At 70.3% G+C, this 26,243-nt stretch carries 20 protein-coding genes and 1 tRNA gene; 12 read left to right on the top strand and 9 right to left on the bottom strand.

The annotated features are described in order from the left end of the window. Positions 1-21 precede the first annotated feature (21 nt). From H566_RS26540 to H566_RS0119650, 3 genes are all read left to right on the top strand, one after another. Positions 22-3,015, top strand: a complete 2,994-nt coding sequence (locus tag H566_RS26540) for an EAL domain-containing response regulator (RefSeq protein ID WP_051379038.1) — start codon at positions 22-24, stop codon at positions 3,013-3,015. A gap of 17 nt (positions 3,016-3,032) precedes the next feature. Beyond that, positions 3,033-4,568 (top strand): GGDEF domain-containing protein, encoded by a 1,536-nt coding sequence (locus tag H566_RS27765; RefSeq protein WP_169732560.1) that lies wholly within the window; start codon positions 3,033-3,035, stop codon positions 4,566-4,568. 97 nt (positions 4,569-4,665) lie between these two features. Further along, complete coding sequence (locus H566_RS0119650) at positions 4,666-5,760, top strand: patatin-like phospholipase family protein (RefSeq protein ID WP_084545307.1); 1,095 nt, start codon at positions 4,666-4,668, stop codon at positions 5,758-5,760. Positions 5,761-5,837: 77 nt separating this feature from the next. Here the strand turns inward: H566_RS0119650 and H566_RS26530 are convergent, their stop codons facing one another. Continuing rightward, the gene (locus tag H566_RS26530; protein ID WP_051379036.1) at positions 5,838-6,575 is read right to left on the bottom strand and encodes a C40 family peptidase; all 738 of its coding nucleotides are present in this window, start codon (positions 6,573-6,575) and stop codon (positions 5,838-5,840) included. A 197-nt stretch (positions 6,576-6,772) separates the two neighbouring features. Here H566_RS26530 and H566_RS26525 point away from each other — a divergent pair, with 197 nt between their 5' ends. The 3 genes from H566_RS26525 (at position 6,773) to H566_RS0119630 (ending at position 10,846) form a co-directional block, all read left to right on the top strand. After that, on the top strand, positions 6,773-7,954 hold the full coding sequence (locus tag H566_RS26525; protein ID WP_051379035.1) for a GGDEF domain-containing protein: 1,182 nt from the start codon (positions 6,773-6,775) through the stop codon (positions 7,952-7,954). A gap of 94 nt (positions 7,955-8,048) precedes the next feature. Then, complete coding sequence (locus H566_RS0119635) at positions 8,049-9,953, top strand: propionate--CoA ligase (protein ID WP_028312775.1); 1,905 nt, start codon at positions 8,049-8,051, stop codon at positions 9,951-9,953. Positions 9,954-10,033: 80 nt separating this feature from the next. Continuing rightward, entirely contained in the window at positions 10,034-10,846 is an 813-nt protein-coding gene (locus tag H566_RS0119630; protein WP_051379034.1) for a YdcF family protein, read from the top strand. Between the two features lie 21 nt (positions 10,847-10,867). Here the strand turns inward: H566_RS0119630 and murI are convergent, their stop codons facing one another. Then, entirely contained in the window at positions 10,868-11,767 is a 900-nt protein-coding gene (gene murI / locus H566_RS26520; protein ID WP_084545306.1) for a glutamate racemase, read from the bottom strand. Next, the gene (locus tag H566_RS0119620) at positions 11,767-13,287 is read right to left on the bottom strand and encodes a fumarate hydratase (protein WP_028312773.1); all 1,521 of its coding nucleotides are present in this window, start codon (positions 13,285-13,287) and stop codon (positions 11,767-11,769) included. Before H566_RS0119620 ends, murI begins: the two co-directional genes overlap by 1 nt. 223 nt (positions 13,288-13,510) lie before the next feature. Here H566_RS0119620 and nhaA point away from each other — a divergent pair, with 223 nt between their 5' ends. Then, a complete protein-coding gene (gene nhaA / locus H566_RS0119615; RefSeq protein WP_084545305.1) occupies positions 13,511-14,701 on the top strand; it encodes a Na+/H+ antiporter NhaA in 1,191 nt (396 codons plus the stop codon). Between the two features lie 28 nt (positions 14,702-14,729). On the opposite strand, the gene H566_RS0119610 is transcribed toward nhaA, so the two are convergent. After that, positions 14,730-15,395, bottom strand: coding sequence for a TIGR00645 family protein (locus H566_RS0119610; RefSeq protein ID WP_028312771.1), 666 nt, complete (start codon positions 15,393-15,395; stop codon positions 14,730-14,732). A gap of 254 nt (positions 15,396-15,649) precedes the next feature. Here H566_RS0119610 and acs point away from each other — a divergent pair, with 254 nt between their 5' ends. Then, positions 15,650-17,617, top strand: a complete 1,968-nt coding sequence (gene acs / locus H566_RS0119605; RefSeq protein ID WP_028312770.1) for an acetate--CoA ligase — start codon at positions 15,650-15,652, stop codon at positions 17,615-17,617. A gap of 88 nt (positions 17,618-17,705) precedes the next feature. Further along, positions 17,706-17,796 (top strand) — tRNA-Ser (locus tag H566_RS0119600). Positions 17,797-17,857: 61 nt separating this feature from the next. Here H566_RS0119600 and H566_RS0119595 read toward each other — a convergent pair. Together H566_RS0119595 and H566_RS26515 are read right to left on the bottom strand one after the other, a co-directional pair. Next, complete coding sequence (locus tag H566_RS0119595; protein WP_028312769.1) at positions 17,858-18,043, bottom strand: hypothetical protein; 186 nt, start codon at positions 18,041-18,043, stop codon at positions 17,858-17,860. Positions 18,044-18,278: 235 nt separating this feature from the next. Further along, positions 18,279-19,013: a DUF4142 domain-containing protein gene (locus H566_RS26515; RefSeq protein ID WP_051379033.1), complete on the bottom strand. Its 735-nt coding sequence runs from the start codon at positions 19,011-19,013 to the stop codon at positions 18,279-18,281. Positions 19,014-19,265: 252 nt separating this feature from the next. On the opposite strand from H566_RS26515, the gene H566_RS0119585 reads away from it, so the two are divergent. Then, positions 19,266-20,339, top strand: a complete 1,074-nt coding sequence (locus H566_RS0119585; protein ID WP_028312768.1) for an SDR family oxidoreductase — start codon at positions 19,266-19,268, stop codon at positions 20,337-20,339. Between the two features lie 104 nt (positions 20,340-20,443). On the opposite strand, the gene H566_RS26510 is transcribed toward H566_RS0119585, so the two are convergent. The 3 genes from H566_RS26510 to H566_RS26505 are packed head-to-tail and all read right to left on the bottom strand — an operon-like array spanning position 20,444 to position 24,071. Next, positions 20,444-21,505: a c-type cytochrome gene (locus H566_RS26510; RefSeq protein ID WP_245591410.1), complete on the bottom strand. Its 1,062-nt coding sequence runs from the start codon at positions 21,503-21,505 to the stop codon at positions 20,444-20,446. After that, positions 21,502-23,265, bottom strand: coding sequence for a GMC family oxidoreductase (locus H566_RS0119575; RefSeq protein ID WP_028312767.1), 1,764 nt, complete (start codon positions 23,263-23,265; stop codon positions 21,502-21,504). The genes H566_RS26510 and H566_RS0119575 overlap by 4 nt, the downstream gene beginning before the upstream one ends. Continuing rightward, a complete protein-coding gene (locus H566_RS26505; protein WP_084545303.1) occupies positions 23,265-24,071 on the bottom strand; it encodes a gluconate 2-dehydrogenase subunit 3 family protein in 807 nt (268 codons plus the stop codon). Before H566_RS26505 ends, H566_RS0119575 begins: the two co-directional genes overlap by 1 nt. 139 nt (positions 24,072-24,210) lie before the next feature. Between H566_RS26505 and H566_RS30220 the strand changes: the two genes are divergently transcribed. Both H566_RS30220 and H566_RS27760 read left to right on the top strand, forming a co-directional pair. Further along, positions 24,211-25,284 carry a DUF2243 domain-containing protein gene (locus H566_RS30220; RefSeq protein WP_051379031.1) on the top strand — a complete coding sequence of 358 codons (1,074 nt, stop codon included), beginning with the start codon at positions 24,211-24,213 and terminating at the stop codon, positions 25,282-25,284. Positions 25,285-25,428: 144 nt separating this feature from the next. Beyond that, entirely contained in the window at positions 25,429-26,166 is a 738-nt protein-coding gene (locus H566_RS27760; RefSeq protein ID WP_051379030.1) for an alpha/beta hydrolase, read from the top strand. Positions 26,167-26,243 lie beyond the last annotated feature (77 nt).

The raw sequence follows: 26,243 nt of genomic DNA, 5'->3' as shown, positions 1-26,243 counted from the left end.
GCCGGGTCCGGGTTGGCGCACATGACCGAAGTCCAGGACAGCAAGCCGCACATCCTTGTCGTGGACGACGACAGGCTGGTGCTCGCGACCCTCGTCAACGGCCTGACAGATGCCGGCTTCAACGTGACCGAGACCGACAACGGCGAGGACGCGATCGCGCTGGCCTCGGAGGTCGATCCCGACATCGCCCTGCTCGACATGCGCATGAACGGGCTGAGCGGCATGGACGTGGCGCGGCATCTGAAGGCGCACACGCGGGTGCCGTTCATGTTCCTGTCGGCCTTCGGCGATCCCGAGATCGTGAGCGAGGCGACGGCGCTCGGCGCGCTCGGCTATCTGGTCAAGCCGCTGGAGATCAAGCAGATCGTCCCGGCGATCCGCGCCGCGCTCGGCCGCGCGGCCGACCGGCCGGCCGGCGCGAGCGTTCCGGCGCAGGCGCTGCCGTCGCATGCCGGCGATCTCGAACTCGCCGCCGGGCTGGTGGCCCAGCGCCACGGCATCGCGCCCGTGGCGGCGCGCGCGCATCGAGGCGCATGCCGCCGCGATCGGCGCGCCGGTCGAGCAGCTCGCGGCGCGTTTGGCGGAGGCGGCCCGGCTGCTCGATTCGATCGACCGCTGACCGAGGCGGTCCGGTGCGTGGTCCGGCTGATGGCAGGCGTCGCGCGATGCGGCACTGCCGCAACACGACGGGTTGATGCTCGCTCCGGTCGAAGCCCATGCGGCGCGAGAGTCCCGCTTTTCCTGCTCCAGTTTTCCAGCGCCTTGCCGATCACCCGGATGAGGCGTCCGCCGTGTGGCGGCGCGCTGGAACCCAGCAAGGAAATCCCAATGCCACAACAGAGCCGTGCCAACGACGAATGCGTGCTGCTCGTCGATGACGACCCGGTGGCCCGCGCACTGACGGCCGCCGTGCTCGGCGCGCAGCATCTGCGCGTGGTCGAGGTGGAGTCGGGCAAGGCCGCGCTCGATTGCTTCGAGACCGTGCGGCCCGATTGCGTGGTGCTCGACGCGGTCATGCCCGGGCTCGACGGCTTCGACACCTGCCTCGCGCTGCGCCGTCTGCCGCACGGTCGGCATGTGCCGGTGCTGATGCTCACCGGCCTCGACGACGAGCGCTCGATCGAGCACGCCTACGAGGCCGGCGCGACCGATTTCTTCGTCAAGTCGCAGCAATGGATGCTGCTCGCGCATCGCGTGCGCTACCTGCTGCGCTCGGCGCGACTGCACACCGAGCTGGAGCGCAGCCGCTCGCGTCTGGCCAAGGCGCAAGCGCTTGCACGACTCGGCAGCTGGGACTGGAACCTGCGCACCGAGAAGCTTCAGGCCTCGCGCGAGGTGTTTCGCATGCTCGGCCTGCCCGAGCGCGACGGCTACATCGAGCCGAGCCGCTTCCTGGCGCGCCTGCATTCCGACGACCTGGTGCCGATGCGCGGGATGATCGAGCGCATCTGCGCGACCCGCCAGCCGCAGCAGGTCGAGCTGCGCCTGCTGCGCGAGGACGGCGGCATCGTGCATGTGCAGTGCGAGGGCGAGGTCGATGCCGAGGAGGACGACGCGGTGGTGCGCATCTCCGGCACCTGCCTCGACATCACCCAGCGCAAGGAGGCCGAGCAGCGCGTGCGAGCGCTTGCGGAGTTCGACGCCCTCACCGGCCTGCCCAACCGGCGGCTGTTCAACATGCGCATCGCGGAGAGCATCGCGCGCCAGGGGCCGGGCGGACATGTGGCGCTGCTGTTCATGGACCTCGACCGCTTCAAGAACGTCAACGACACCCAGGGCCACACCGGCGGGGACGCGCTGCTGGTGGAAGTGGCGCACCGGCTGGTGGAGGTGCTGCGGCAGCACGACGCCGACCACCGTGCCGACCATCTGGTCGCGCGGCTCGGCGGCGATGAATTCGTCGTGCTGCTCCAGGGCGAGGCCGGCGCCGCGATGGCCGAACAGGTGGGCGCGGAGATTCTGGAAAGCCTGCGCCAGCCCTTCGTCATCCACGGCGTCGAGAACTTCGTGACCGGCTGCATGGGACTCGCGCGCTATCCCGAGGACGGCAAGACGGCCGAGTCGCTGCTGCGCTGCGCCGACGCGGCGATGTACGCGGTCAAGGGCGCGGGCGGCGACGCGCTGCGCGCCTTCTCGCCCGAGCTGATCGCCGAGCGCGTGCGGCGCTGGGAGATCGAGAACGACCTGCACAAGGCGCTCGAGCGCAACGAGCTGATGCTGCACTACCAGCCGCAGATCGACGTGCGCTCGGGCCTCGTGGTGAGCGCCGAGGCGCTGATGCGCTGGAACCGGCGCGGCGAGCCGATCTCGCCGGCGCAGTTCATTCCGGTGGCCCAGGACTCGGGGCTGATCATCCCGATGGGCGAATGGGCGATCCGGGAGACCGCGATGCAGATCCGCCGCTGGCGCGACGCCGGCCTCGGCCAGATGCGCGTCGCCGTCAACGTGCCGAGCATGCATTTCCAGCGCGCCGATCTCTGCCGCACCGTGCGCGAGGCCTGCCACGAGGCCGACATCCGGCCCGACCTGATCGAGCTTGAGATCACCGAGTCGATGCTGATGCAGGACATGTCGCGCACCGTCGACGCGCTGATCGAGCTGACCGAGCTGGGCGTGAAGCTGGCCTGCGACGACTTCGGCACCGGCTATTCCTCGCTCGCCTACCTGCGCCGCTTCCCGCTCGACGCGCTGAAGATCGACCGCTCCTTCGTGCATGACCTGCGCAACGGCTCGGATGCCGAGGCGATCATCGAGGCCATCATCGCGATGGCGCGCACGCTGCACCTCAAGGTGATCGCCGAGGGCGTGGAGACCGCCGAGCAGGCCGGGCTGCTGTACCGCGTCGGCTGCCATGTGATGCAGGGCTTCCTGTTCGGCCGGCCACAGCCGGCCGAAGAATTCGCCGCGCTGCTGGCGCGGCAACAACGCGACGGCGGACTGCCCGAATGGGCGCAACTGCCGCGCACCGCAGTCCCCTCCCTCCCGCGACTTCCGCGTAGCAAAGCGCTGCAATGATCGATCGCAAGCCAAACATGCGTGCCTACCGCCGCTTCGGCGTCGATGTGAGGTCACGCGGGCCGTCGGATGCCGACGGCGATGAAGACGGGCCGCGCGTCGAGCCGACGCCCTTGCCCGCCACCCGGCCGGCGGGCGAAGCCGCGACCGACCCGCGCCAGGAAGCCCAGGCCTGGTCGGCCCTGCTGCTGCGCCTCGTGCGCGAGCTGGACCGCCATCACCCGGCCGCGAGCGGCGCCGCCAAGCGCGAGCACCTGATGCGGGCGCTCTGTCTGGCCGACGCCGATCCGGCCCGGCTGCGCACGCGCGTCGCCGGCGTCATCGACGGCTGGGTGCGGCCGCCCGCCGGTGGTCCGAGCGCAACCACGCCGCATGCCGGCGGCGGGCGCAATCCGGGCTTCGCCGGCCTGAGCGGCGAGGCAGCCGCGGCGGCCGCGCATCTGGCCGGCGCCACGCTGCCGGTGCGTCCCGGCCGGCAGGCCGCGGGCGCCGCCGCGCCGGCCCAAGACCCGGTCGCCACCGACCTGCTGCCGGCGCGTCTGGCCGACCAGCCGGGCGTGCCCGACAAGCTGCGCGACCTGCTCACGCTGGTGCTCGACAACATCGCCCGGCTCACGCCCGAGCACCATCTGCTCGAAACGCAGGTGGACGAGATCCGCAACGCGCTGGCCGGTCCGCTCACCGGCGAGGCGCTGGCGCGCGTCGAGGCCCAGTTGCGCCAGCTCATGGCTCGCCAGGCCGCGATCCGCTCGCGCATCGAGGAGGCAAAGGGCGCGATCAAGGAGATGGTCGCGGTCATGATCGCCCGCCTCGCCACGATGGCCGACACCACCGGCGGCTATTCCGAGCGGCTCGACCGCTACGCCGGCTCGATCCGCGAGGCGAGCGACCTGCCGGCGCTGACCGACGTGGTGCGCCGCCTGCTCGACGACACGCGCAACCTGAGCAGCGACATGATCCGCGCCCGCGACGAGATCGCCTTCGCTAAGGCGCGCGTGCAGGAGCATGAAAACCGGGTCGAGGCGCTGGAGCGCGAGCTGCAACGCATCGGCGCCCTGGTGCGCACCGACCCGCTCACCGAGACCCTCAACCGGCGCGGCTTCGAGGAGGCGTACTCGGTGGAACTGGCGCGCGCGGAGCGCTGTGGCGAGCCGATCTCGGTCGGCCTGCTCGACCTCGACGACTTCAAGAACATCAACGACCAGCACGGCCACCAGACCGGCGACATGGCGCTGCGTTACCTCACCGACGTGATGCGCGCCTGCCTGCGACCCGTGGACGCCATCGGGCGCTACGGCGGCGAGGAGTTCGCGATCCTCATGCCCAACACCCGCCCGGACGAGGCGGCGGCGACGATGCAGCGCATCCAGCGCGAGCTGACGCGGCGCATCTTCATGCACGACAACCAGCGCCTGCTCGTCACCTTCTCGGCCGGCGTGGCGGGCGTCGATCCGGCGCTCGGCCTGGCCGAGGCGCTGGAGCGCTGCGATGCGGCGATGTACACGGCCAAGCGCGCGGGCAAGAACCGGGTGCTGGTGGCGGCCATGGCCTGAGGCTTGGTCCGGGGCCGATCCGGACGCCGGGGCGGATGACGCGTCGGCCAGAGCCGCGCCGGAGCCGCGCGGACCGCGTGCGATCATCGCGGCCGCCATGAAAAACACCTCCTTCAACATCCCGGAATGCGCCGGCCTTGGCCGGCGTTTTGTCTTTGCGGCCGTGACGGTCGCGTTCGCGGCGCTGGCCTCGGGCTGCGCCGGCCTTGGCGGCGCGGCGGGCGGATCGACCGGCGGCGCGCCGATCGGGACCGCCGGCGCGGCCGGCAGCGGCGGCGCGGGTGCCGGCGCGGTGGTGCCGGGCCCGGGCGGTGTCGCGGCGGTCCCGGGCAGCGTGCCGGGCGGCCCGGCCGGGACCGTGGTGCTGCCGGCGGGCGCATCGGCCGCGCATGCGCCGGTGCGCGTCGGGCTGGCGCTCGGCGGTGGCGCGGCGCGCGGCTTTGCGCACATCGGCGTCATCAAGGTGCTCGAAGCCCAGGGCATCACGGTCGACTACATCGCCGGCACCAGCGCCGGCAGCGTGGTCGGCAGTCTGTACGCGTCGGGTCTCGACGGTTATGGCCTCCAGCAGATGGCGCTGACGATGGATGAATCGCTGTTCGCCGACTGGACCTTCGGCGGACGCTCGATGTTCCGCGGCGAGGCCATCGCCACCTGGATCAACCGCACCCTCGGCAACAAGAGCATCGAGCAGCTCAAGCGGCCCTTCGGCATCGTCGCCACCCGGCTGTCGAACGGCGAGGGCGCGCTGTTCCAGCGCGGCAACGTCGGCACGGCGGTGCGCGCGTCATCGGCGGTGCCGGGCGTGTTCTCGCCCGTCACGATCGGCGGCGTCGAGTACGTCGATGGCGGGCTGACTTCGCCGGTGCCGGTGCGCGCGGTGCGCCGCATGGGCGCCGATTTCGTGATCGCGGTCGACATCTCGACCGATCCGGTCGGCCAGCCGACGTCGAGCGTGACCGACCTGCTGCTCCAGACCTTCACGATCATGGGCAAGTCGATCAACCGCTTCGAGCTGGGTGAGGCCGATGTGGTGATCCGCCCGCCTATCACGAGCGGTTCGGCGGATTTCGGCGCGCGCCACCAGGCGATCCTGGCCGGCGAGAAGGCGGCCACGGCGGCGCTGCCCGAGTTGCGCCAGAAGCTGGCGGCGCGCCGCGCCGGACTGGCGGCGGTGGTGCCGGCGCGCTGAGCGGCAATCGCGGCATTGAAGGTCGGGCGTCCGGCGATGGGATGCCGGCTGGTCGGGCGGCGTCGCGCCGCCGGCCGTCAGCGCTTGGCGCCGGGCGACGGCAGGGCGACGGTCTTGTCGTCGGCGGCGCCGCGCAGGCGGTCGAGCACATTGGGGTCGAGACCGCCGCCGTGCAGCACGCGACGCGCGCCGTCCCAGTGCTTGGTCCAGTACTCGTCGGAGAGTTCGTCGATGCGCACCTTGCCGCCGCTGGCCGGCGCGTGCACGAAGCGGCCGTCACCGAGGTAGATGCCCACGTGCGTGAAGGCGCGCTTGAGCGTGCCGAAGAACACGAGGTCGCCCGGCTTGAGTTCTTCCTTGCTGACGTGGTTGCCGACGCTGGCGATGTCGGCCGCGCGGTGCGGCAGCACGACACCGAGGGTGCGCTGGAAGGTCCAGCGCACGAGCCCGGAACAGTCGAAGCCCGATTCGGGCGAGGTGCCGCCGAAGCGGTAGCGCACGCCGATCAGCGACAGCGCGTTCGACATCACCTCGCCGGCGCGCGTGACGATCGGCAGCCGGCCGGTCGGGCCGGACGACGCGCCTCCGTTCTGGCCGGCGTTGTCGAAGGGATTGCCGAGATAGCGCGACCAGCCTTCGGCGGTGGTCGGCAGCGGCTGGGACGGATCGGGCGCCGGCGCAAGCGGATCGGCGGCCTGCTGGGCCTGGCTGGCGATGGGGAAGGCGGTGGAAACGGCGACAGCGCCGATGAGCAGAAGGGCCGCGACCGGATTGCGGCGGCGGGATTGCGTCGGTGTCGTCGGCGTTGGGAGCATCCGGCTTCGTTCTTGGCGGGCCATGCCACGACAGGGTGACGTGTGGCCGGGTGTTTGAAGGTCGGCGGACTCTAGGCGAAAGCCACGGCCCATGTCAAAGAAGTCCGAGCCTGCGATTGATCGCGGCCCAGTTCCCGCTTTTGAGCCCAAGTCGCGCCGTGTAAGCTCGAACGCAGCCCATCTTCACTCCAACGGTCATGGCCAACAGCGCTTTCCCCAGCGTCATCGACACCTTTCCGGCGGTTGCGGAAGCGCGCCCGCCGCAGGCTCCGGGCGATGTCCGCATCCTCATCGTCGATGACTCGCGGCTGGTGCGCGCCTCGATCATCAACCACCTCAAGGGTGTGTTCGACCATGTCGAAGCGAATGATGGCGAGGCCGCCTGGGCGCTGCTGAACGAAGACCCGTCCATCCGCGTCGTCATCTCCGATCTGGCCATGCCGCGCCTCGACGGTTACGGGCTGCTCGACCGCATCCGCAACTCGCCCGAGGCGCGCATCCGCCGCACGCCGGTCGTGATCCTGTCGGGCGACGAGGAGGAGGCCGCCCGCGCCGCCGCGCTCGGCGCGACCGAGTTCATCACCAAGGGCGTGCTGACGGTCGAGCTGATCGCGCGGCTCCAGGTGCTGGTACGGCTGTCGCAGCAATGGAGCGAGATCGAGTCGGCCCAGGCCCAGCCGGTCATGACCGAAGGCGTGACCGGCCTGGCGTCGCGAGCCTACTTCGAGGCCCAGGCCGACAAGATGTGGGCCTTCTCGCGCCGGCATGGCATCGACTTCATCGTCATGTGCGTGCGGCTCGACGACATCCGCGGTCTCGCGCCCGAGCATGCGGGCGTGCGCGGCGCGATCACCGAACGGGTGTTCGGCTTCATCGCCGAGATGCTCAACAAGGCGGTGCGCACCGAGGACTGTGTCACGCGCGCCGGCGACAACGAGTTCATCGTCGGCACGATGGGCATCTCGCCGACGGGCGCCGTCAAGTTCGCGCAGCGGCTGTCGCAGGCGATCGCGCGGGCGCGCGTCACGCATGGCGGCCATGAGCTGACGGTCACGGCCAGCTTCGGTGTCGCGGCGGCGAGCCAGTCGCAGGTGCAGACGCCCGACGGCCTGCGCGAGATCGCGGTGCGGCGCGCGCTCGTCGCCCAGCGCAGCGGCGGCAACCGCGTGATCGGCATGGCGGAAGAAAGCCTCGAGCAGGGCGCGCCGGTCGCGGCCGACGATTTCGGGCTGCCGCCCATGACCATCGCCGAGGCGCTCAATCTCATCGCGCGCGGCCGCGAGCGCGAGGTGCTGCCCTACCTGCCCTTGCTGTCGACCCAGATCGCTCCGCTCGTGCGACTGCTGGAAAACCAGGGAATCCAGTTCAGTCGGCAGTAAGTCCGCCCCGTCACATTCCGCCGCCATACAGCCCCGCATGGACGGGGCATGTCGGCCCGGCCGATCCGGCCGGGGAATGTCTGGGGAGACACACATGACGAATCAGGCTGCCTACGAGGCATTCCACCAACGTTCCGTCGAGGATGCCGAAGGATTCTGGCGCGAGCAGTCCGCACTTATCGAGTGGAAGGACGCACCGCGGCAGGTGCTCGATTTCTCGAACCCGCCGTTCGCGCGCTGGTTCGTCGGTGGCACGACCAACCTGTGCCACAACGCGATCGACCGTCACCTGAAGGACCGCGCCGATCAGGCCGCGATCATCTTCATCTCGACCGAGGTCGATCAGGAGCGCGTCTATACCTTTGCCGATGTTCATCGCGAGGTGAACAAGGTCGCTGCCGCCTACAAGGAGCTTGGCGTCGGCAAGGGCGATCGCGTGCTGATCTACATGCCGATGATTCCGGAAGCGCTGTTCGCGATGCTCGCGGCGGTGCGCATCGGCGCCGTGCATTCGGTGGTGTTCGGCGGCTTCGCGAGCCATTCGCTCGCCACCCGCATCGACGATGCGACGCCCGCGCTGATCGTCAGCGCCGACGCCGGCGCGCGCTCGGGCAAGGTCGTCGAATACAAGCCGCTGCTCGACGCCGCCATCGACCTCGCCGCGCACAAGCCGCCCAAGGTGCTGATGGTCGATCGCGGCTTGGCCAAGTTCGCGCCGGTCGAAGGCCGCGACGTCGATTACGCGACCATCACCACGAAGCACGCCGCTGCCGAAGTGCCGGTGGAATGGCTCGAATCGAACGAGCCGAGCTACATCCTCTACACCTCCGGCACGACGGGTAAGCCGAAGGGCGTGCAGCGCGATACCGGCGGTTACGCCGTCGCGCTCGCGGCCTCGATCAAGTACATCTACCAGGGCGAGCCGGGCGAGACCTTCTTCTCGACCAGCGACATCGGCTGGGTCGTCGGCCACAGCTACATCGTCTATGGCCCGCTGCTCGCCGGCATGGCGACGGTCGTGTACGAAGGCACGCCGCTGCGCCCCGACGCGGGCATCTGGTGGCAGATCGTCGAGAAGTACAAGGTCAGCCTCATGTTCTCGGCGCCGACCGCCGTGCGCGTGCTCAAGAAGCAGGACCCGACGCTGCTCAGCAAGTACGACCTGTCGTCGCTGCGCGCGCTCTTCCTCGCGGGCGAGCCGCTCGACGAGCCGACCGCGCAATGGATTTCGGACGGCATCGGCAAGGCCATCCTCGACAACTACTGGCAGACCGAAACCGGCTGGCCGATCCTGTCGGTGGCGCGCGGTGTGCAGCCGGGCATGGACATCAAGTTCGGCTCGCCGGGCCGTCCGACCTACGGCTACAACGTCAAGCTGCTGAACGAGCAGGGCGAGGAAGCCGCCGCTGGCGAGAAGGGCGTGATCGCCGTCATGCCGCCGCTGCCGCCGGGCTGCATGAGCACGATCTGGGGCGATGACGCGCGCTTCGTGAAGACCTACTTCACGAGCTTCCCGAACGCCCAGTTCTACTCGACCTTCGACTACGGCATGCGCGACGAGGACGGCTACTACTTCGTGCTCGGCCGCACCGACGACGTCATCAACGTCGCCGGCCACCGCCTCGGCACCCGCGAGATCGAGGAAAGCATCAGCAGCCACAACGCCGTCGCCGAAGTGGCGGTGGTGGGCGTGGCCGACCAGCTCAAGGGCCAGGTCGCCGTGGCCTTCGCGATCGTCAAGGACGCGGCGCTTGTCGCCACCTCCGACAGTGCCAAGAAGCTCGAAGCCGAGATCTTCAAGGTGGTGGATGGGCAGCTCGGCGCGGTCGCGCGTCCGTCGCGCGTGCATTTCGTGACCGCGCTGCCCAAGACCCGCTCGGGCAAGCTGCTGCGCCGCGCGATGCAGGCGCTGTGCGAAGGCCGTGACCCCGGTGACCTCACGACCATCGAGGATCCGGTCGCGCTCCAGCAATTGCGCACGGCCGTCGGCATCGCCTGATCTCGGCCGTACTCGGCCCGACGGGGCGCCGCCTAGAATGCGGCTCCCCAACAAGCGGGCCGGTCGAGGCCCTGATCAACATGGTTCCCGATTGGCTTGCCTCGGGCTGGTTCTGGTGGAGTCTGATCTCCACCCTGCTGCTGCCGCCCGCCTCGCTCCTGATCGTGATGGCGATCGGGCTGTTCTCGCTCAACCGGCGGCCCAATCTCGGCTGGCTGCTGATCGTCGCCTCGTCCACGGTGCTCTGGCTCGGCTCCACGAGCTACATCGCGCTCACGGCGCAGCAGGTGTACACGGCCTCGGTGCGCGGCTTCGATCCGGCGACGCTGCCGCATTTCAAGTCCGAGTACCGGCCGGCGATGATCGTGGTGCTCGGTGGCGGTCGCGTGCAGCGCCCTGGCGCCGAGCGTGGCCAGATCGAGGATCTGGCCCCGTCCTCGGCCGAGCGGCTGCGCCAGGCGGTGCATCTGGCGCGCCAGACGCGGCTGCCGATCACCGTGAGCGGCGGCATGCCCGACGGCGGCATCTCGTCGGAGGCGGCGATCATGGCGCGCGTGTTGAGCGATGACTTCGCCCTGCCGGCGCGCTATGCCGAGGAGCTGTCGGGCGACACGCGCGGCAACGCGGCCGGCACCGCCCGCATGCTGATTCCGGCCGGCATCCGCAACATCGTGCTCGTGACCGATGCCGTCCACATGCCGCGTGCGCGGGCGGCGTTCGCGGCGGCCGGCTTCACCGTCTATGCCGCGCCAGTGCCGCAACGGCTGCTGCGCGCGACCGATCCGCGCGACTGGTTGCCGACGGCCGAGGGTCTTGCCACGACGCGCGCGCTGCTGCGCGAGATGGTGGCGATGGCCGCTTACCAGATGGCCACGACGCTGCATCTCGACTGAACGCCCGGCGCGGTCGGCGGCTCAGGCCGCGTCGGCCGCGACCAGTCCGACATCGCCGAGCAGCCGCCGCGCAACCGCGAGGCCGTGGGCCGCGTCGCCGCTGCTGCTGAACTCGATCGTCGCCGCGCCGTTCGCGTGCATCAGTCCAAGTTCGGTATCGACGCGCCGCAGCAATTGCCGCGCGATCGCATGGCCGGTCTCGATGATGCGCGCGCCGTTCGCGGCCGCGCGCACCGCGTCGGCAAGAAAGGGGTAGTGCGTGCAGCCGAGCACGAGTGTGTCGGCGCCGGCATCGAGCAGCGGCCGCACCACCTCGCGCACGCGCTCGAAGGCTTCGGGTGACTGCGCCGCGCCGGCCTCGACCAGCTCGACCCAGCCTTCACCCGCCGCCTCGACGAAGCACACCTTCGGATTCGCCCGCGCCACGCGGTCGCGCAGCGCCGCATAGCGCGCGCTTGCGAGCGTGCCGCGCGTCGCCAGCACGCCGACCGTGCCGCTGCGCGTGTGCGCTGCTGCCGGCTTCAGCCCCGGCTCGACGCCGACGATCGGCAGGCCGTGCACATCGCGCAGACCGTCGATCGCCGCCGCCGTCGCGGTGTTGCAGGCGACCACGATCGCCTGCGCGCCGCGCCCGATTAGCCAGCGCGCGATCGCCTGGCTGCGCTCGCGCACGAAGGCATCACTGCGGCCCCCGTAGGGCGCATTGCCGGAATCCGCGAAGTAGACGAGCCGGGCGCCCGGCAGCACCGCGCGGATTTCACGCAGCACCGACAGGCCGCCCAGCCCGGAATCGAAAACGCCGACGGTGAGCGGCGCGCGGGCGGTTGTTGCCGCCCGCGCATCCGCCCGACCGTCGGCGTGGTTCGCCCTGGCGGCGTCGGCGTCGGCCCCGAGGCTGCCGCCGTTCACCGCATCTACCATCAGGCCGCCTTGCCCAGGTTGGCGATGATTTCCTTCCACTTCACCGGGCCGGTGTTGTGCACGGATTCGCCGGTCGCATCGACGGCGACCGTGACGGGCATGTCCTTCACGTCGAACTCGTAGATCGCTTCCATGCCCAGGTCTTCGAAGCCGACGACCTTGGCCGACTTGATCGCCTTGCTCACGAGGTAGGCGGCGCCGCCCACGGCCATGAGGTAGGCGCGCTTGTGCTTCTTGATCGACTCGATCGCGCCGGGGCCGCGCTCGCTCTTGCCGATCATCGCGATCAGGCCGGTCTGGCCGAGCATCGTGTCGGTGAACTTGTCCATGCGCGTCGCGGTCGTGGGGCCGGCCGGGCCGACCACTTCATCGCCCACCGGATCGACCGGGCCGACGTAGTAGATGACGCGGTTGGTGAAGTCGACGGGCAGCTTCTCGCCCTTGGCGAGCATGTCGGAGATGCGCTTGTGGGCGGCGTCGCGGCCGGTGAGCATCTTGCCGTTGAGCAGCAGGGTCTGGCCCGGCTTCCACGAGGCGACTTCCTCCGGCGTGAGCGTGTTGAGGTCAACGCGCTTGCTCTGCTCGGTGTTCGCGGTCCAGGTCACCTTCGGCCAGTCTTCGACCGACGGGGGCGTGAGCACGGCCGGGCCCGAACCGTCGAGGTGGAAGTGGCAGTGCCGCGTCGCCGCGCAGTTCGGGATCATCGCGACCGGCAGGTTCGCCGCGTGGGTCGGGTAGTCGAGGATCTTGACGTCGAGCACCGTGGTCAGGCCGCCGAGGCCCTGGGCGCCGATGCCGAGCGCGTTCACCTTCGTGTACAGCTCGATGCGCAGTTCTTCGAGCTTGTTGGCCGGGCCGCGCGCGAGCAGTTCGGCCATGTCCACCGGCGCCATCAGCGATTCCTTGGCCAGCAGCATCGCCTTCTCGGGCGTGCCGCCGATGCCGATGCCGAGCAGGCCCGGCGGGCACCAGCCGGCGCCCATGGTCGGCACGGTCTTCACGACCCAGTCGACGATGCTGTCGCTCGGGTTGAGCATGACCATCTTGGTCTTGGCTTCCGAGCCGCCGCCCTTGGCCGCGCAGATCACTTCCACGTGATCGCCCGGGACGATCTCGTAGTGGATGACGGCGGGCGTGTTGTCCTTGGTGTTCTTGCGGCCGAAGGCCGGATCGTTGAGCACCGAGGCGCGCAGGACGTTCTCGGAGTAGCCGTTGTAGGCGCGGCGCACGCCCTCGTTGACCATGTCGGCGAGGCTTATGCTGGCCTCCCACTTCACGTCCATGCCGACCTTGAGGAACACGGTCGCGATGCCGGTGTCCTGGCAGATCGGGCGATGGCCTTCGGCGGCCATGCGGCTGTTGGTCAGGATCTGGGCGATCGCGTCGCGCGCCGCGGGGCTCTGCTCGCGTTCATAGGCGGCGCCGAGGGCCTGGATGTAGTCCAGCGGGTGGTAATAGCTGATGAACTGGAAGGCATCCGCGATGCTTTGAATCAGGTCTTCCTGCTTGATCGTGCTCATGGCCTGGCGCCTCGAAAGTGGGAGCAGAGAACGCGGCGCCGGGCTTCCCGGACCGCTCGTAACAGCGCGCGGAGGCCCATGGCCAGCCGCAAGATGCGGGGTGCGCGCGGTAAAGCGCGGCATTCTAATCGGCTGGCACTGACCATCCCTTGACGGATGGTCGCTGGCCACGGCGGCCGTCGCGCCGTCTCCAACACCAACAACTCTCTCGTCCGCCATCGCCATGCTCACGACGATCCGCAAGCTCTTTGCCCACGAACTCGCCGGCGGCACGCTGCTCATGCTCGCCGCCGTCGCCGGACTCATCGTCGCCAATTCGCCGTGGCGCGAGGTTTACGAGTCGATGCTCGCGCTGCCGGGCGAGGTAAGGGTGGGCAGCTTCGCGCTCGCCAAGCCGGCGCTCGTGTGGGTCAACGACCTGTGGATGGCGGCCTTCTTCCTGCTGGTGGGCTGCGAGATCAAGCGCGAGGTGCTGGTCGGCCAGCTGTCGTCGCCGTCGCGGCTGGCGCTGCCGACGCTCGCGGCGATCGGTGGGATGGCGGTGCCGGCGGGTATCTATGCCTTCGTCAACCGCGCCGATCCGGTCGCGCTCCAGGGCTGGGCGATTCCGTCGGCGACCGACATCGCCTTCGCGCTCGGCGTGGTCGCGCTGCTCGGCTCGCGCGTGCCGGCGTCGCTGCGGGTGTTCCTGACGGCGGTGGCGATCATCGACGACCTGGGCGCGATCATCGTCATCGCGCTTTTCTACACGGCTCAGCTGTCGATGCCGATGCTGGCGGCGGCGGGCGTGTGCATCGCGCTGCTGGCGCTCATGAATCGGCTTGGCGTGCGTGCGCTGTCGCCCTATCTGGTAGTCGGTGCCGTGATGTGGGTGTGCGTGCTGAAGTCGGGCGTGCACGCGACGCTTGCGGGCGTGGCAACGGCGCTCGCGGTTCCGCTGCGTGAGGCAACCGGCCGGGATGCGGGAGGCATGCACGCCGGCGAACCGCCGCTCGAAGTGCTGGAGCACGCGCTCGCGCCGTGGATTGCGTTCCTCGTGCTGCCGGTGTTCGCGTTCATGAACGCAGGCGTGTCGCTGCAAGGTGTGAGTCTTGGGTCGCTGGCCGAGCCGGTCGCGCTCGGCATCGCGGCCGGGCTGGTCGCCGGCAAGACTATCGGCGTGCTCGCCGCGAGCGGGCTGGCCGTCGCAACCGGCATGGCGCGCCTGCCCGACGGCATGACCTGGACCCAGCAGACCGGCGCCGCCGTGCTCTGCGGCATCGGCTTCACAATGAGCCTGTTCATCGGCTCGCTCGCCTTCGGCGGCGCGGGTGGCGACTACGAGCAGCAGCTCAAGCTCGGCGTGCTCGCGGGCTCGGTGGTGGCCGCGCTGATCGGCTGCAGCGTGCTCATGCTGACGGGCGGCCGGCGCTGACCGCCCGAAGATGCATGCGGAATGCGGGTCAATGCGCCTCGGTATGGGATGCCCCGCCGAGGATGCGATCGACCAGCGCGATCGCGATCGCCGACAGCAGGAAGACGACGTGGATGATCGTCTGCCACATCAGCATCTTGGTGTCGTAGTTGGCTGCGTTGATGAAGGTCTTGAGCAGATGGATCGACGAGATGCCGATGATCGCGGTGGCCAGCTTGACCTTGAGTACCGAGGCGTTCACATGCGACAGCCATTCGGGCTGATCGGGATGTCCTTCGAGTTCGAGCCGTGACACAAAGGTTTCGTAGCCGCCCACGATCACCATGATCAGGAGGTTCGAGATCATCACCACGTCGATCAGCCCGAGCACCACCAGCATGATGAGCGTCTCGGTCAGCCGCGGCCCTTCATGACCGCCGTTTGCCTGCGCGGCGTCAGCCAGCGCGGCGAGTCCGGCACGGCATTCCTCCGAGCCCGGCGTGACCGAGCAGATGAGCGCCACTGCGTCGGCGCCGCTGCCCATCGCGGCCTTGATCAGATGCAGCAGCTCGACCCAGAAATGGAACACGTACACCGCCTGGGCAAGGATCAGCCCGACGTAAAGCGGCATCTGCAACCACCGGCTCGCGAAGATGATGCGCGGCAGCGTCTTGAGTCGGGGGGACAGCGAAGTGGCGTGGAGGGAGTTGCTCATGAGGCCCGAATTAAAGTTGATTGAAAGGCGCGGGCGATTCTAGCGGCGGGTCCGGGCAGGGTGCTTTCCTATGTAAGTGGAGGGTAAGTGACCGACCCTAGCTTGGCTGCGGGCCATCGCCACACTCCTTCTGGCAATGCATATGCGTCACCCGCAAGCGCAGGCCAGCACTCAAAGAAGGTCGCCGCCAATGCCGAGCGACCTCGTTCAACCCAATCCGCACTCGACCAACCGCCCGTCAACGGAGACATGACATGGGATCGATCGAAACTTCCCTGCAAGAAAACCGCGTGTTCGAGCCCGCCGAAGACTTCGTGAAGCAGGCGCGCGTGTCCGGCATCGCCGGCTACGAAGCGCTGCGTGCCGAAGCCGAAGCCGACTTCGAAGGCTTCTGGGGGCGTCTGGCCAAGGAAAACCTGAGCTGGAAGACGCCGTTCACCAAGGTGCTCGACGAGTCCAACGCGCCGTTCTACAAGTGGTTCGAAGACGGCGTCATGAACGTCTCGTACAACTGCCTCGACGTGAACCTGCAGAACGGCAACGCCGACAAGGTCGCGATCATCTTCGAGGCCGACGGTGGCGAAGTCACCAAGGTCACCTACCGCGAGCTGCATGCGCGCGTTTGCCAGTTCGCCAACGGCCTCAAGTCGCTTGGCTACGCCAAGGGCGAGCGCGCCCTGATCTACCTGCCGATGTCGATCGAGGCCGTCGTGGCGATGCAAGCGTGTGCACGCCTGGGCATCATCCACTCGGTCGTGTTCGGCGGCTTCTCGGCCAAGAGCGTGCAGGAGCGCATCGCCGACGCCGGCGCCTCGGTGGTCATCACCGCCGACGAGCAGGTGCGTGGCGGCAAGAACATCCCGCTCAAGCCCGCGATCGACGAAGCCTTCGCGATCGGCGGCTGCGAGTCGGTGCGCAACGTCATCATCTATCAGCGCACGGGCGGCAACATCCCGTTCGTCGAGGGCCGCGACCTCTGGCTGAAGGACGTCATCGCGAACCAGCCGACCGAGTGCGAACCGGAATGGCTCAGCGCCGAACACCCGCTGTTCATCCTTTTCACGTCGGGCTCCACCGGCAAGCCGAAGGGCGTGCAGCACAGCACCGGCGGCTACCTGCTGTGGGCCAAGCTCTCGCTGCTCTGGACCTTCGACCTGAAGCCGAACGACGTGTTCTGGTGCACGGCCGACGTGGGCTGGGTTACGGGCCACACCTACATCGCCTACGGCCCGCTCGCCTGCGGCGCGACTGAAGTCGTGTTCGAAGGCGTGCCGACCTATCCGGACGCCGGCCGCTTCTGGAAGATGATCCAGGACCACAAGGTCTCGATCTTCTACACGGCGCCGACCGCGATCCGTTCGCTCATCAAGGCCGGCGGCGATCTGCCGACCAAGTACGACCTGTCGTCGCTGCGTCTGCTCGGCTCGGTCGGCGAGCCGATCAACCCCGAAGCCTGGGTCTGGTACTACAACGTCGTCGGCGGCGCGCGCTGCCCGATCGTCGATACCTGGTGGCAGACCGAGACCGGCGGCCACATGATCACGCCGCTGCCGGGCGTCCACGGACTCAAGCCGGGTTCATGCACCCAGCCGCTGCCCGGCATCGCCGCCGCGATCGTCGATGAAACCGGCACCGATGTCGCCAAGGGCAACGGCGGCTTTCTCGTCATCAAGAAGCCCTGGCCGTCGATGATCCGCACGATCTGGAACGACCCGGAACGCTTCAAGAAGAGCTACTACCCGGCCGATTTCGGCGGCAAGTACTACCTCGCCGGTGACGGCGCCAACGTCGACCTCGACGGCTACTTCTGGATCATGGGTCGCATCGACGACGTGCTGAACGTCTCGGGCCACCGCATGGGCACGATGGAAATCGAATCGGCGCTCGTCGCGAACCCGCTGGTGGCCGAAGCCGCCGTCGTGGGCCGCCCCGACGATCTGACGGGCGAAGCCATCTGCGCATTCGTGGTGCTGAAGCAGGCCGCGCCGCAAGGCGCCGAAGCCCAGGCGATCGCCAAGGAACTGCGTGACTGGGTCGGCCGCGAGATCGGCCCGATCGCCAAGCCGAAGGACATCCGCTTCGGCGACAACCTGCCCAAGACCCGCTCGGGCAAGATCATGCGCCGCCTGCTGCGCTCGATCGCCAAGGGCGAGGAAATCACGCAGGACACCTCGACGCTGGAAAACCCGGCCATCCTCGACCAACTCAAGACGAGCCGTTAAGGAAGGCGATGCGACTGCCGCGCAACGCGGCGGTCGCTCTGCATGACGGAAGGTGGGTCTAGCGCTGCTATACTTACCGGCTGGCTGCGGAGAGATGGATGAGTGGTTTAAGTCGCACGCCTGGAAAGCGTGTGTGGGTTAATAGCCCACCGCGGGTTCGAATCCCGCTCTCTCCGCCAGTCACTACAGACAAGCCCCTGACTCCAGGGGCTTTTTTGTTTTCTGCGGCGCCGGTTTCCATCAATGCACCGGCATGAGAGGCGCGGTGATCCACCGGCTACAGGTTTCCAGCGTCTGGCTCTCTGCCGTCGCCCGGGCCAGCAGTTCCCGCAGGTCGTGTCCCACCGCGAGCAGCAGCTTTGCGTGCAGGTCGGGCCGCTTGCGCGGCAGCTCCTCCAGCGCGTCGAGTTTCAGTGCATCGCACATGACCGGCCCGTCGGTGGCGACACTCGCCCGTACTTCATGAACAGCACCTCCGAGATCGTCCGGTCGACCAGCGCATGCCGGCCGCCGTGGGCCACATCGACGAACACGAGGGCAGATCGGGCCTCGACGTGCTGTTCATGAAGTACGGGCGAGCAGGCCGGATCGTCGCGCGATCCGGCCTGCGTTCAGATGACGCCAGTCCCGCCGGCAATGCGGTGATGGCGCCCGAGGCGCGTCACTTCTTCACCATCCGCTCGGTCTCCTCGGCCATGCGGTGGTGCTCCTCCAGGATCGGCAGGGTCTTGGCTGCAAACGCTTTCACGTCGGCGTCGTCGGCACCGTCGGCGGCCTTGCGGAAGAGCTTGATGTCCTTCTCGTGATCATCGGTCATCGAGTCCATGTACTCGCGGTCGAACTTGTTGCCGCTCAGTCCCTGGAGCTTCTTCGCTTCGCGCTGCATCTTGCCGCTGGTTTCGGTGGGCAGCTGCACACCCTTGGCGCTGGCCAGCGTCTTCAGCTCGGTGTTGGCCTTGCCGTGGTCGTCGACCATGCGCTGGCCGAACTGGCGCACCGAATCATGGCCGGCGTTCTTGACGGCGATGCCGCCGAGCTGCACCTCCGCCAGTCCACCGGCGGCCGCTTCCTCGATGAACTTGCGGTCGGCGCGCGAGAGCTTCGCGGTCGATTCGCGGGTGCTCGTCGCCGAGGGTTGGGCCGTGGGCGCGGTGGGCGTGGCCGGCGTCTGCTGCGTGGTGGGCGCGTTGCCGGGACGGGTCTCGCCGCCCATGCCCTGGGGGCGGGCGGTGCCGGGCAGCGTGACGCCGATCGCGACCATGAGCGCGAGGCCGGCGAGGGTGAGGCGCGGGCCGTCGGCCCGAGCGGCGCGGGCGGCGTGATCGCCGCGTCCGTCGGCGCGGCGGGCGCCGTCGATGCCGGTGCCGGCGGGATGGGTGCTGGAAGTGGCAGGCATGGTCTCTCCTTTGAATGCGGACGGCAGGTCCGTGCCTGCACGGGGCAAGACGCGTGCGGCCCCCGCGAGCCTTGGGCGACGGCGCGGGGAGGGTGGCCCGGGTGCCTCATAAGCTGCATTGCGCATGCAATTTCTCCAGCCGGGATTTCCGCGTTGCCGCCAGTCGCACAAGCGGGCGGCGCGTCGCCCGACGGCAGCGTCGGGAAGCGGCGCGAACAATCGGCGGTTCACTGTCCGAACCGAGGAGGAACCATGGCCAGCTACAAGCCCGTCGAACGACAGATCATCGTCATCACCGGCGCCACCAGCGGCATCGGTCTCGCGACCGCTCGCATGGCCGCGAAACGCGGCGCGCGCCTCGTGCTCGTCGCGCGCAACCAGGAAGCCCTCGCGAAGCTCGCCGACGAACTCAATGCCGCGCCCGGCCGGCGGCGCTGCGCCGTCTGGGCCGCCGCCGACGTGGCCGACCCGGCCCAGCTGCGCGAGGTGGTCGGCGTCGCGGTCGAGGCCTTCGGCGGCTTCGACACCTGGGTCAACGACGCCGGCGTGTCGATCTTCGGCAAGCTCTGCGAGACCGACATCCGCGACCAGCGCCGCCTGTTCGAGACCAACTACTGGGGCGTGGTGTACGGCAGCCTGATCGCCGCTGACCATCTGCGCGCGCGCCAGCGCGGCGGCGTCATCATCAACCTCGGCAGCGAGGTGAGCGACGTGCCGCTGCCCTTGCAGGGCGCCTACTCGGCGTCGAAGCACGCGGTCGCGGCCTTCAGCGCCGCGCTGCGCATGGAACTGGCCGACGACGGCCTGCCGGTGGCGGTGAGCGTCATCAAGCCGGCCGGCGTCGACACGCCCTTCCTTGAGCATGCGAAGAACGTCATGGACGTCGAGGCACGGCTGCCCGACCCGCTGTACCCGCCGGAACTCGTGGCCGAGGCCATCCTCGATGCCGCCGTTGATCCGCAGCGCGAGGTGCATGTGGGGGCCGCGTCCAAGCTCGCGTCGATGTCGGCGCGCATGGCGCCAGGCTTCACCGAGAAGCTCCTCCGCACCTTCATGCCGCGCATGCAGCGGCGCGAGGACCGGCCGCTGCGCGAGACGCATGACGGCACGCTCTACCGCTCGGGCAGCAAGCTTGACGAGCACCAGCCCGGCCAGCCCGGCACGGTGATGCCGACCGGCGCCATCGTCGGCTCGACGCGCGCGCGCCGCATGGCCGTGGGCGCCGGCGTGATCGCGGCGGTCGGCGCGGGCCTGGTGATGGCGCGTTCGATGACGACGCGCGACCGCGCAGCGAAGGCGCCGACGCTGGCGGCGGCGCGGTTCTGAGCGCGCGGCCGGCGCGCGGCAAGGGCAGGGACCGGCGGCGGCACGGGACGGGCGTGGGCGCGTGGCGTTCCGCGCCGGCGCCGGCGCTCGCCGGGGCCCGCCGGTCAGCGCTGGCCCGGCGTACCCGGCTGGGTTCCGCCGCCCGAGCCTTGGCTCTGGCCGCCGCCCGTGGTCGGCGAGCCTTGCTCGACGCCCACGCCCGCCGGCTTGCGGCTGCCCTTCGCCCCCGCCGCCGGCTTGATGGCGGGCGCCGCCACGTCGGCCGGCGAGCTGCGCCTCAGCCCGTCCGCCATCGGCGCCGGCAGCCCCGCGTAGTAGCGCGCGACCGCCGTCATGTCTTCCGCTGCAAGCCTTTGCGCGATGCCGGGCATCTGGCCGCTCGGATCGGTGCGGCGCGCGCCGCTCTTCCATTCGGCGAGGGCGGCGGCGAGGTAGGCCTCGTTCTGGCCCGCGAGCGCCGGATAGATCGGCCCGCGCCCGCGTCCGCCCGGGCCGTGGCAATTCGCGCAGGCCTGCACCTGACGCGATTCGTCGCCCACCTCGGCGAGCAGCCGGCCGCGTTCCTCGCTCGCGCTAGCGCCGCCGCTGCCGGCATTGCGTTGCTGGCCCGGCGTGACCGCCGCCGCCTTCGGCTGCTGCATCGAATAGAAGCCCGCCACCGCCACCCGCTCGGCCGCCGACAGCGCCGACGCGATCGGCTGCATGACCGGGTTCTGCCGGCTGCCGTCGGCATAGGCCGAGAGCTGGCGCCACAGGTAGTCCCGCGGCAGACCGGCGATGCGCGGAAAGGCCGCCTGCGGATTGCCTTCGCCGGCCGCGCCGTGACAGCTGGCGCAGGCGGCCGCGCCGCCCGCGCCCGCGCTGGCGATGCGGGCACCGTCGGGAGCCGCCTTCGCGCCCATGTTGCCGGTCTGCGCGCCGGCCGGCTTCGTGTCCTGCGCCCGCGCAGGCAGGGCGGCGCTCATGCACAGCAGCGCGCCGCCCGCCGCGAGCATCACCGCGCCGGCCGCGAGGCCCGCGCCACGCCGCGCGATCCAGGCGAGTTGCCGGATGCGAGAGGCGTCGCGCGGCGGAGTCTCGACAACCCCTCCGCGCAGAGCCGGACGCACGCCCGCCCGCCCGTCGCACCAGGGGTCGTCACGCTCGCCATCCCCGCGCGCGCTCATGCCTGCACCATCGGCCCGGGCCGCTTGAGGTAGCGCTTCACGATCGCCTCCGCCGCCCAGTAGGCGAGGGCGCCCACGGTGCCCGTCGGGTTGTAGCTCGCGTTCTGCGGAAAGTTGGACGCGCCGATCACGAACACGTTGCTCACGTCCCAGCTCTGCAGATAGCGGTTGACGACGCTGGTGCTCCGGTCCTCGCCCATGACCGTGCCGCCGGTGTTGTGCGTGGTCTGGTACTGCGTGACCGTGTACGGCCCCTTGCGCGGCGTGGCCGCCACCTGCCGGCCGCCCATCGCGCGGCCGATCTCGGCCGCCTTGCCGGTGATGTAGGCGCTCATCTTCAGGTCGTTGTCCGGGAAGTCGAAGGTCATGCGCAGCAGCGGCAGGCCCCAGGCGTCCTTGTAGGTCGGGTCGAGGTCGAGGTAGTTGGCGCGCGTCGCCACCGAGCTGCCGTGGATGCCGAGCACGCTCGTGTGGTTGTAGTGCGCGAACACCGCCTGCTTCCACTTCGCGCCCCAGGCCGGCGTGCCCGGCGGTACCGGATGGAATTCGATCGGCCGCCCGTGGCTCATCACCTCGCCGATGTAGGCGCCACCCACGAAGCCGAGCGGCCCGTGGTCGAAGTTGTCGCTGACGAAATCCGAGATGACCGTGCCGCTCGCGCCCGAGCGCATGAACGGATTGATGTTGACGCTCTGGTCGAAGAACACCTGCACCGAGCCCATCGTCTGGTAGGCATAGCTGCGGCCGACCGTGCCCTTGCCCGTCGCCGGGTCGTAGGGCACGCCGATGCCCGACAGCAGCAGCATCCGCACGTTGTTGAGCGCGAACATGCCGACGATGAACAGATCGCCCGCCTGCTCGAACTCGCGGCCGGCGGCGTCCACATAGGTCACGCTCGCCGCCTTGCCGCCCGCGTGGTTGATGCGCAGCACCTGGCATTGCGTGCGCAGCGTGAAGTTGCGGTCGGCCAGCAGCACCGGCAGCAGCGTCGTCTGCGGCGACGACTTCGCGTAGTGCTCGCAGCCGTAGCGCTCGCAGAAGCCGCAGAACATGCAGGTCGAGAGCTTCACGCCCTCGGGGTTGGTATAGGGCTGGCTCAGGTTGGACGACGGCTGGGTGTAGGGGTGGTAGCCCTGTTCGGCCGCCGCGCGCCGGAAGATGGCCGAGCCATAGGGCTCCTTCTGCGGCGGCGTGGGGTAGTCGCGCGAGCGCGAATCCTCGAAGGGATTGCCGCCCGCGAGCTTGCGGCCGTTCAGGTGCCCGGCCTTGCCGCTCGTGCCCAGCAGGTACTCGAAGCGGTCGAAGTAGGGTTCCAGCTCGGCCGCGCTCACGCCCCAGTCCTGGATCAGCAGATCGCCGCCGGCAAAGCCCTTGCCGTAGCGCTGCTCGGTCAGCGTCTTCATGCGCAGGTCCGTGTCCTGGAAGCGGTAGGTCTGGCCGTTCCAGTGCACCGCAGCGCCGCCGAGGCCGGTGCCGGGCAGGAAGCTCTCCCAGCGGCGGATCGGCAGCGCGGTCTGGCCGGCGTGGTTGCGGAAGGTGAGCGTCTCGCGCGCGTTGTCCTGCGTGAGCGCCTTGCGCGTCGAGAAGCGGAGTTCGTCATGCATCTTCTGGCCCTGGAAGTCGGGCACGGTAAAGCGCGGCTCGCCGCGCTCCAGCCCCACCACCTTGAGGCCGGCGCGCGTGAGTTCGCGCCCGAGGATGCTGCCCACCAGGCCCACGCCCAGCAGCACCACGTCGGCGGAGTCGAGACGGGTCGCCATCAGCGGCCTCCGTGGTTGATGCTGGCGGGGATGTCGGCGGGCATCGCCACATGGCCGCGCCCGTCGTCGCCGATGCTCAGCGGCGGGCGGTCGTAGCGGTAGCCGTGGCGGTCCACGAGGTCGTAGTAGCTCGCCGTGCCGCCCGGAAAGCCGATCGCCTTCCAGCTCACCATGTCGCGGTTGCCGCCGTACACCGGGTCGCTGAAGAAGCCCTCGATCGTCATCGCGAGCAGCGATTCGAAGAAGACGTTGGCCGGCACGCCGCCGAGATCGCGGTCGCTGCCGTGCAGCGCGTCGAGCCAGGCGTCCTGGCGCTCGGCGCCGAGCCTGGCGAAGCCGCCGCGCGGCTTGAGTTCGGCGTCGATCGCGCGCAGCGCGTTGCGGAACAGCTCGGCCGGCGTGAACGGCAGCTGATAGCCCTGGCTCGGCGTGCCGGCCTGCCAGGGGCCGCTGCGGTAGAGCCGCTCGCCCGCGCCCCAGGCGCCGCCGAGCTGGCGGTCGAGATAGGCGGCGACACCGGCTTCGCGCGCGCCGGGGCCGCTGGCGTCGCTCGGGATCAGGCGCTCGACGGCGGCCTCGATGAAGGCGGCCTCGGCGGGCTCGAAGAACAGGTAGCCGGCGCGCTCGAGACCGCCCGAGTAGGCCGGCGCATGCATGTTTCCGTGTTCATGCGTCGTGCCGGTCGTGCTGTCATGCGCGTTGGCGGCACCGGCTGGGGCGTGATCCCGGGCCGGAGCCTCGGTGGCGGCGCCTGCGACCGCCGCGAGGGCCGTCGACTTGAGGAATGCGCGTCGCGTGGTGGGCATCGGTGGCTCCGCGAGATCGAGATGTGCGGCGGTCCGCAAGCATCGTTCCCGGCCGGCGCCAGCCCGGTTTTTCCCGGGCATGCGGACGGCGGATTCCTTGCATCTGGCCTTCGTCCGCCTGACCGGGAGGAGAGACGCCGTGGATGTTTCCCAGCCTTTCGACTTCGCCGCCGCCGCGCGCCGCGACCGTCGTCTCGCGCGTGCCGTGGCCATGCTCGGCTTTGCGCTGGGCGGCTTCTTCGACGGCATCCTGCTGCACCAGGTGCTGCAATGGCATCACCTGCTGAGCGGCCTGCGCGGCGCGCCCTGGGCCGATCTGCGGGTGCAGGTGGCGGCCGACGGGCTGTTTCATGCGGCCATGTACGCGATCGCGCTGGCGGGGCTGTGGAAGCTGTGGCGGCTGCGCACGGTCACGATCGCGCCGGGCGCGCGTGAGCGCACGGCTGGCGCGGCGCTCGCGGGGTTCGGGCTCTGGCATGTGGTGGACGGCGTGCTGTCGCACTGGGTGCTCGGGCTGCACCGGGTGCGCATGGATGTGCCCGATCCGCTGTTCTGGGATGTGCTGTGGCTCGTGGCCTTCGGTCTCGCGCCGCTGTTCGCGGGCATGGCGCTGCTGCGCGCCGCCGAGCCGGGCAGCCGGCCGCCTTACCCGGGCTGGCAGACGCTGCGGGCGCGGCGTGGCAACGGCAGCGGCGCGCGCTGGCTGGTGCTGGCGGTGACGCTCGCGGGGCTGGCGGCGGCGCGCGGCCCGGGCGACGGCGCCTTCGGCGAGACGCCGAACGACCTGTTCGAAGCGGCTTCCGCCGCGACCATGACCGAGCGCCTGCTCGCCGCGCCGCATCGCGTGCTGCGCGGCGCGGACGAGGTGCTCGACGCCGAGGAGGAGGAGGAGGCGGCGCCGGACGACCGCGTGCCCGATGCGGACGCGGGCCTGCGGTCCGCTCGCGGACCGATGGCGCCGGCCGCCGCGCCCACGCAGGCGCTGCTCGTCGTGCTGCGCCCGGGCATCACGCCGGGGCGCTGGCTGGATGCGCTCGCGGCGCTCGGCGGGCGGGTGCGCTGGGCGGATGCGAGCGGCGCGGTGTGGGCGGTGGAGCTGCCGACGGCCGTCGGCACGCTCGATCTGGTCGCGCGCGGCGCGCTTGTGACGAGCCGTGCCGGGGCGCTCGCGGGCTGCCTGGGATGGACGCGGGCGGAGGCGCCGGGCGTGTAAGGCTTACCGAGGGGTTGCAAGGCGGGCGCCCGGCGATCGGCGTGGCAGGCAAGCCGGCGATGGCGGCGCGACGCCGACGGGCACGCCGCTGGCTTCGCCCACGGGCCGGCCAGCGCCGCCCCACAAACCCGACACCCGCCCGCCATGACCCTGCCCACCATCACCACCCCGCTCGCCGGCCCCGACCAGCAACCCCTGTCCTGCGGCAAGCCCGCTTGGCTCGTCGTGCTGCTGCATGAGCACGGCCGCGACGGCGACTACGTGCTGGAGCCAGCCGTCGAATGGGCGCCCACGCTGCTCAAGGCCGAATTCCTCGCGCCCAACGCGCCGTCCGCCGCCGATGGTGGCCGCGCCTGGTTCGCCCCCGGCGCCGACGGCCGGCCCGATCCCGCCACGCTCGACGCCGCCGCGTCGGCCGTGCTCGCCACCGCCGACGCGAAGCTCGCCGAACGCAAGCTCGGCGCGGAACGGCTCGCGCTCGTCGGCTTCGGCGCGGGCGCGGCGGTCGCGCTGCACGCGGGGCTGATGCGCGCCGCCGGCGCCGAAGCTGGCAGCCTGCGCCCCGGCGTCGGCGCGATCGTCGCCGTCGCCGGCGGGCTCGCGGGCGAGGCGCCGGTCGCGCCCGCCGCTGCCGGCGCCGACGACCTGCCCGCCATCCTCTGCGTGCGTAGCGGCGAGGCCGCGCCCGCCGAGCTGCGCGATCCGCCCGCCACGGCCGACGCGCTCGCCGCGGCCGGCTGGCCGGTCGCGCGCCAGACCTGCGACGGCGACTGGCACGGCCTCGACGAGGACGGGCTCGCGGCGATCGCGGGCTTTCTCAAGACCGCGCTCACGCGACCCGGGCCGGACGCGCCGGCCGACGATCACGACCACGATCACTGAAACGTCCGACGCCAACTGCACGCCGCGAATGCGAGGCGCGCCGCCTGCGAGCGCCCCCGTGCCCCGTGGCGGCCGCT

It is taken from the genome of Derxia gummosa DSM 723, from assembly GCF_000482785.1.
Lineage (GTDB): Bacteria > Pseudomonadota > Gammaproteobacteria > Burkholderiales > Burkholderiaceae_E > Derxia > Derxia gummosa.
Note: the sequence above shows the minus strand (reverse complement) of the source record. Positions and strands in the feature narration are given on the sequence as shown.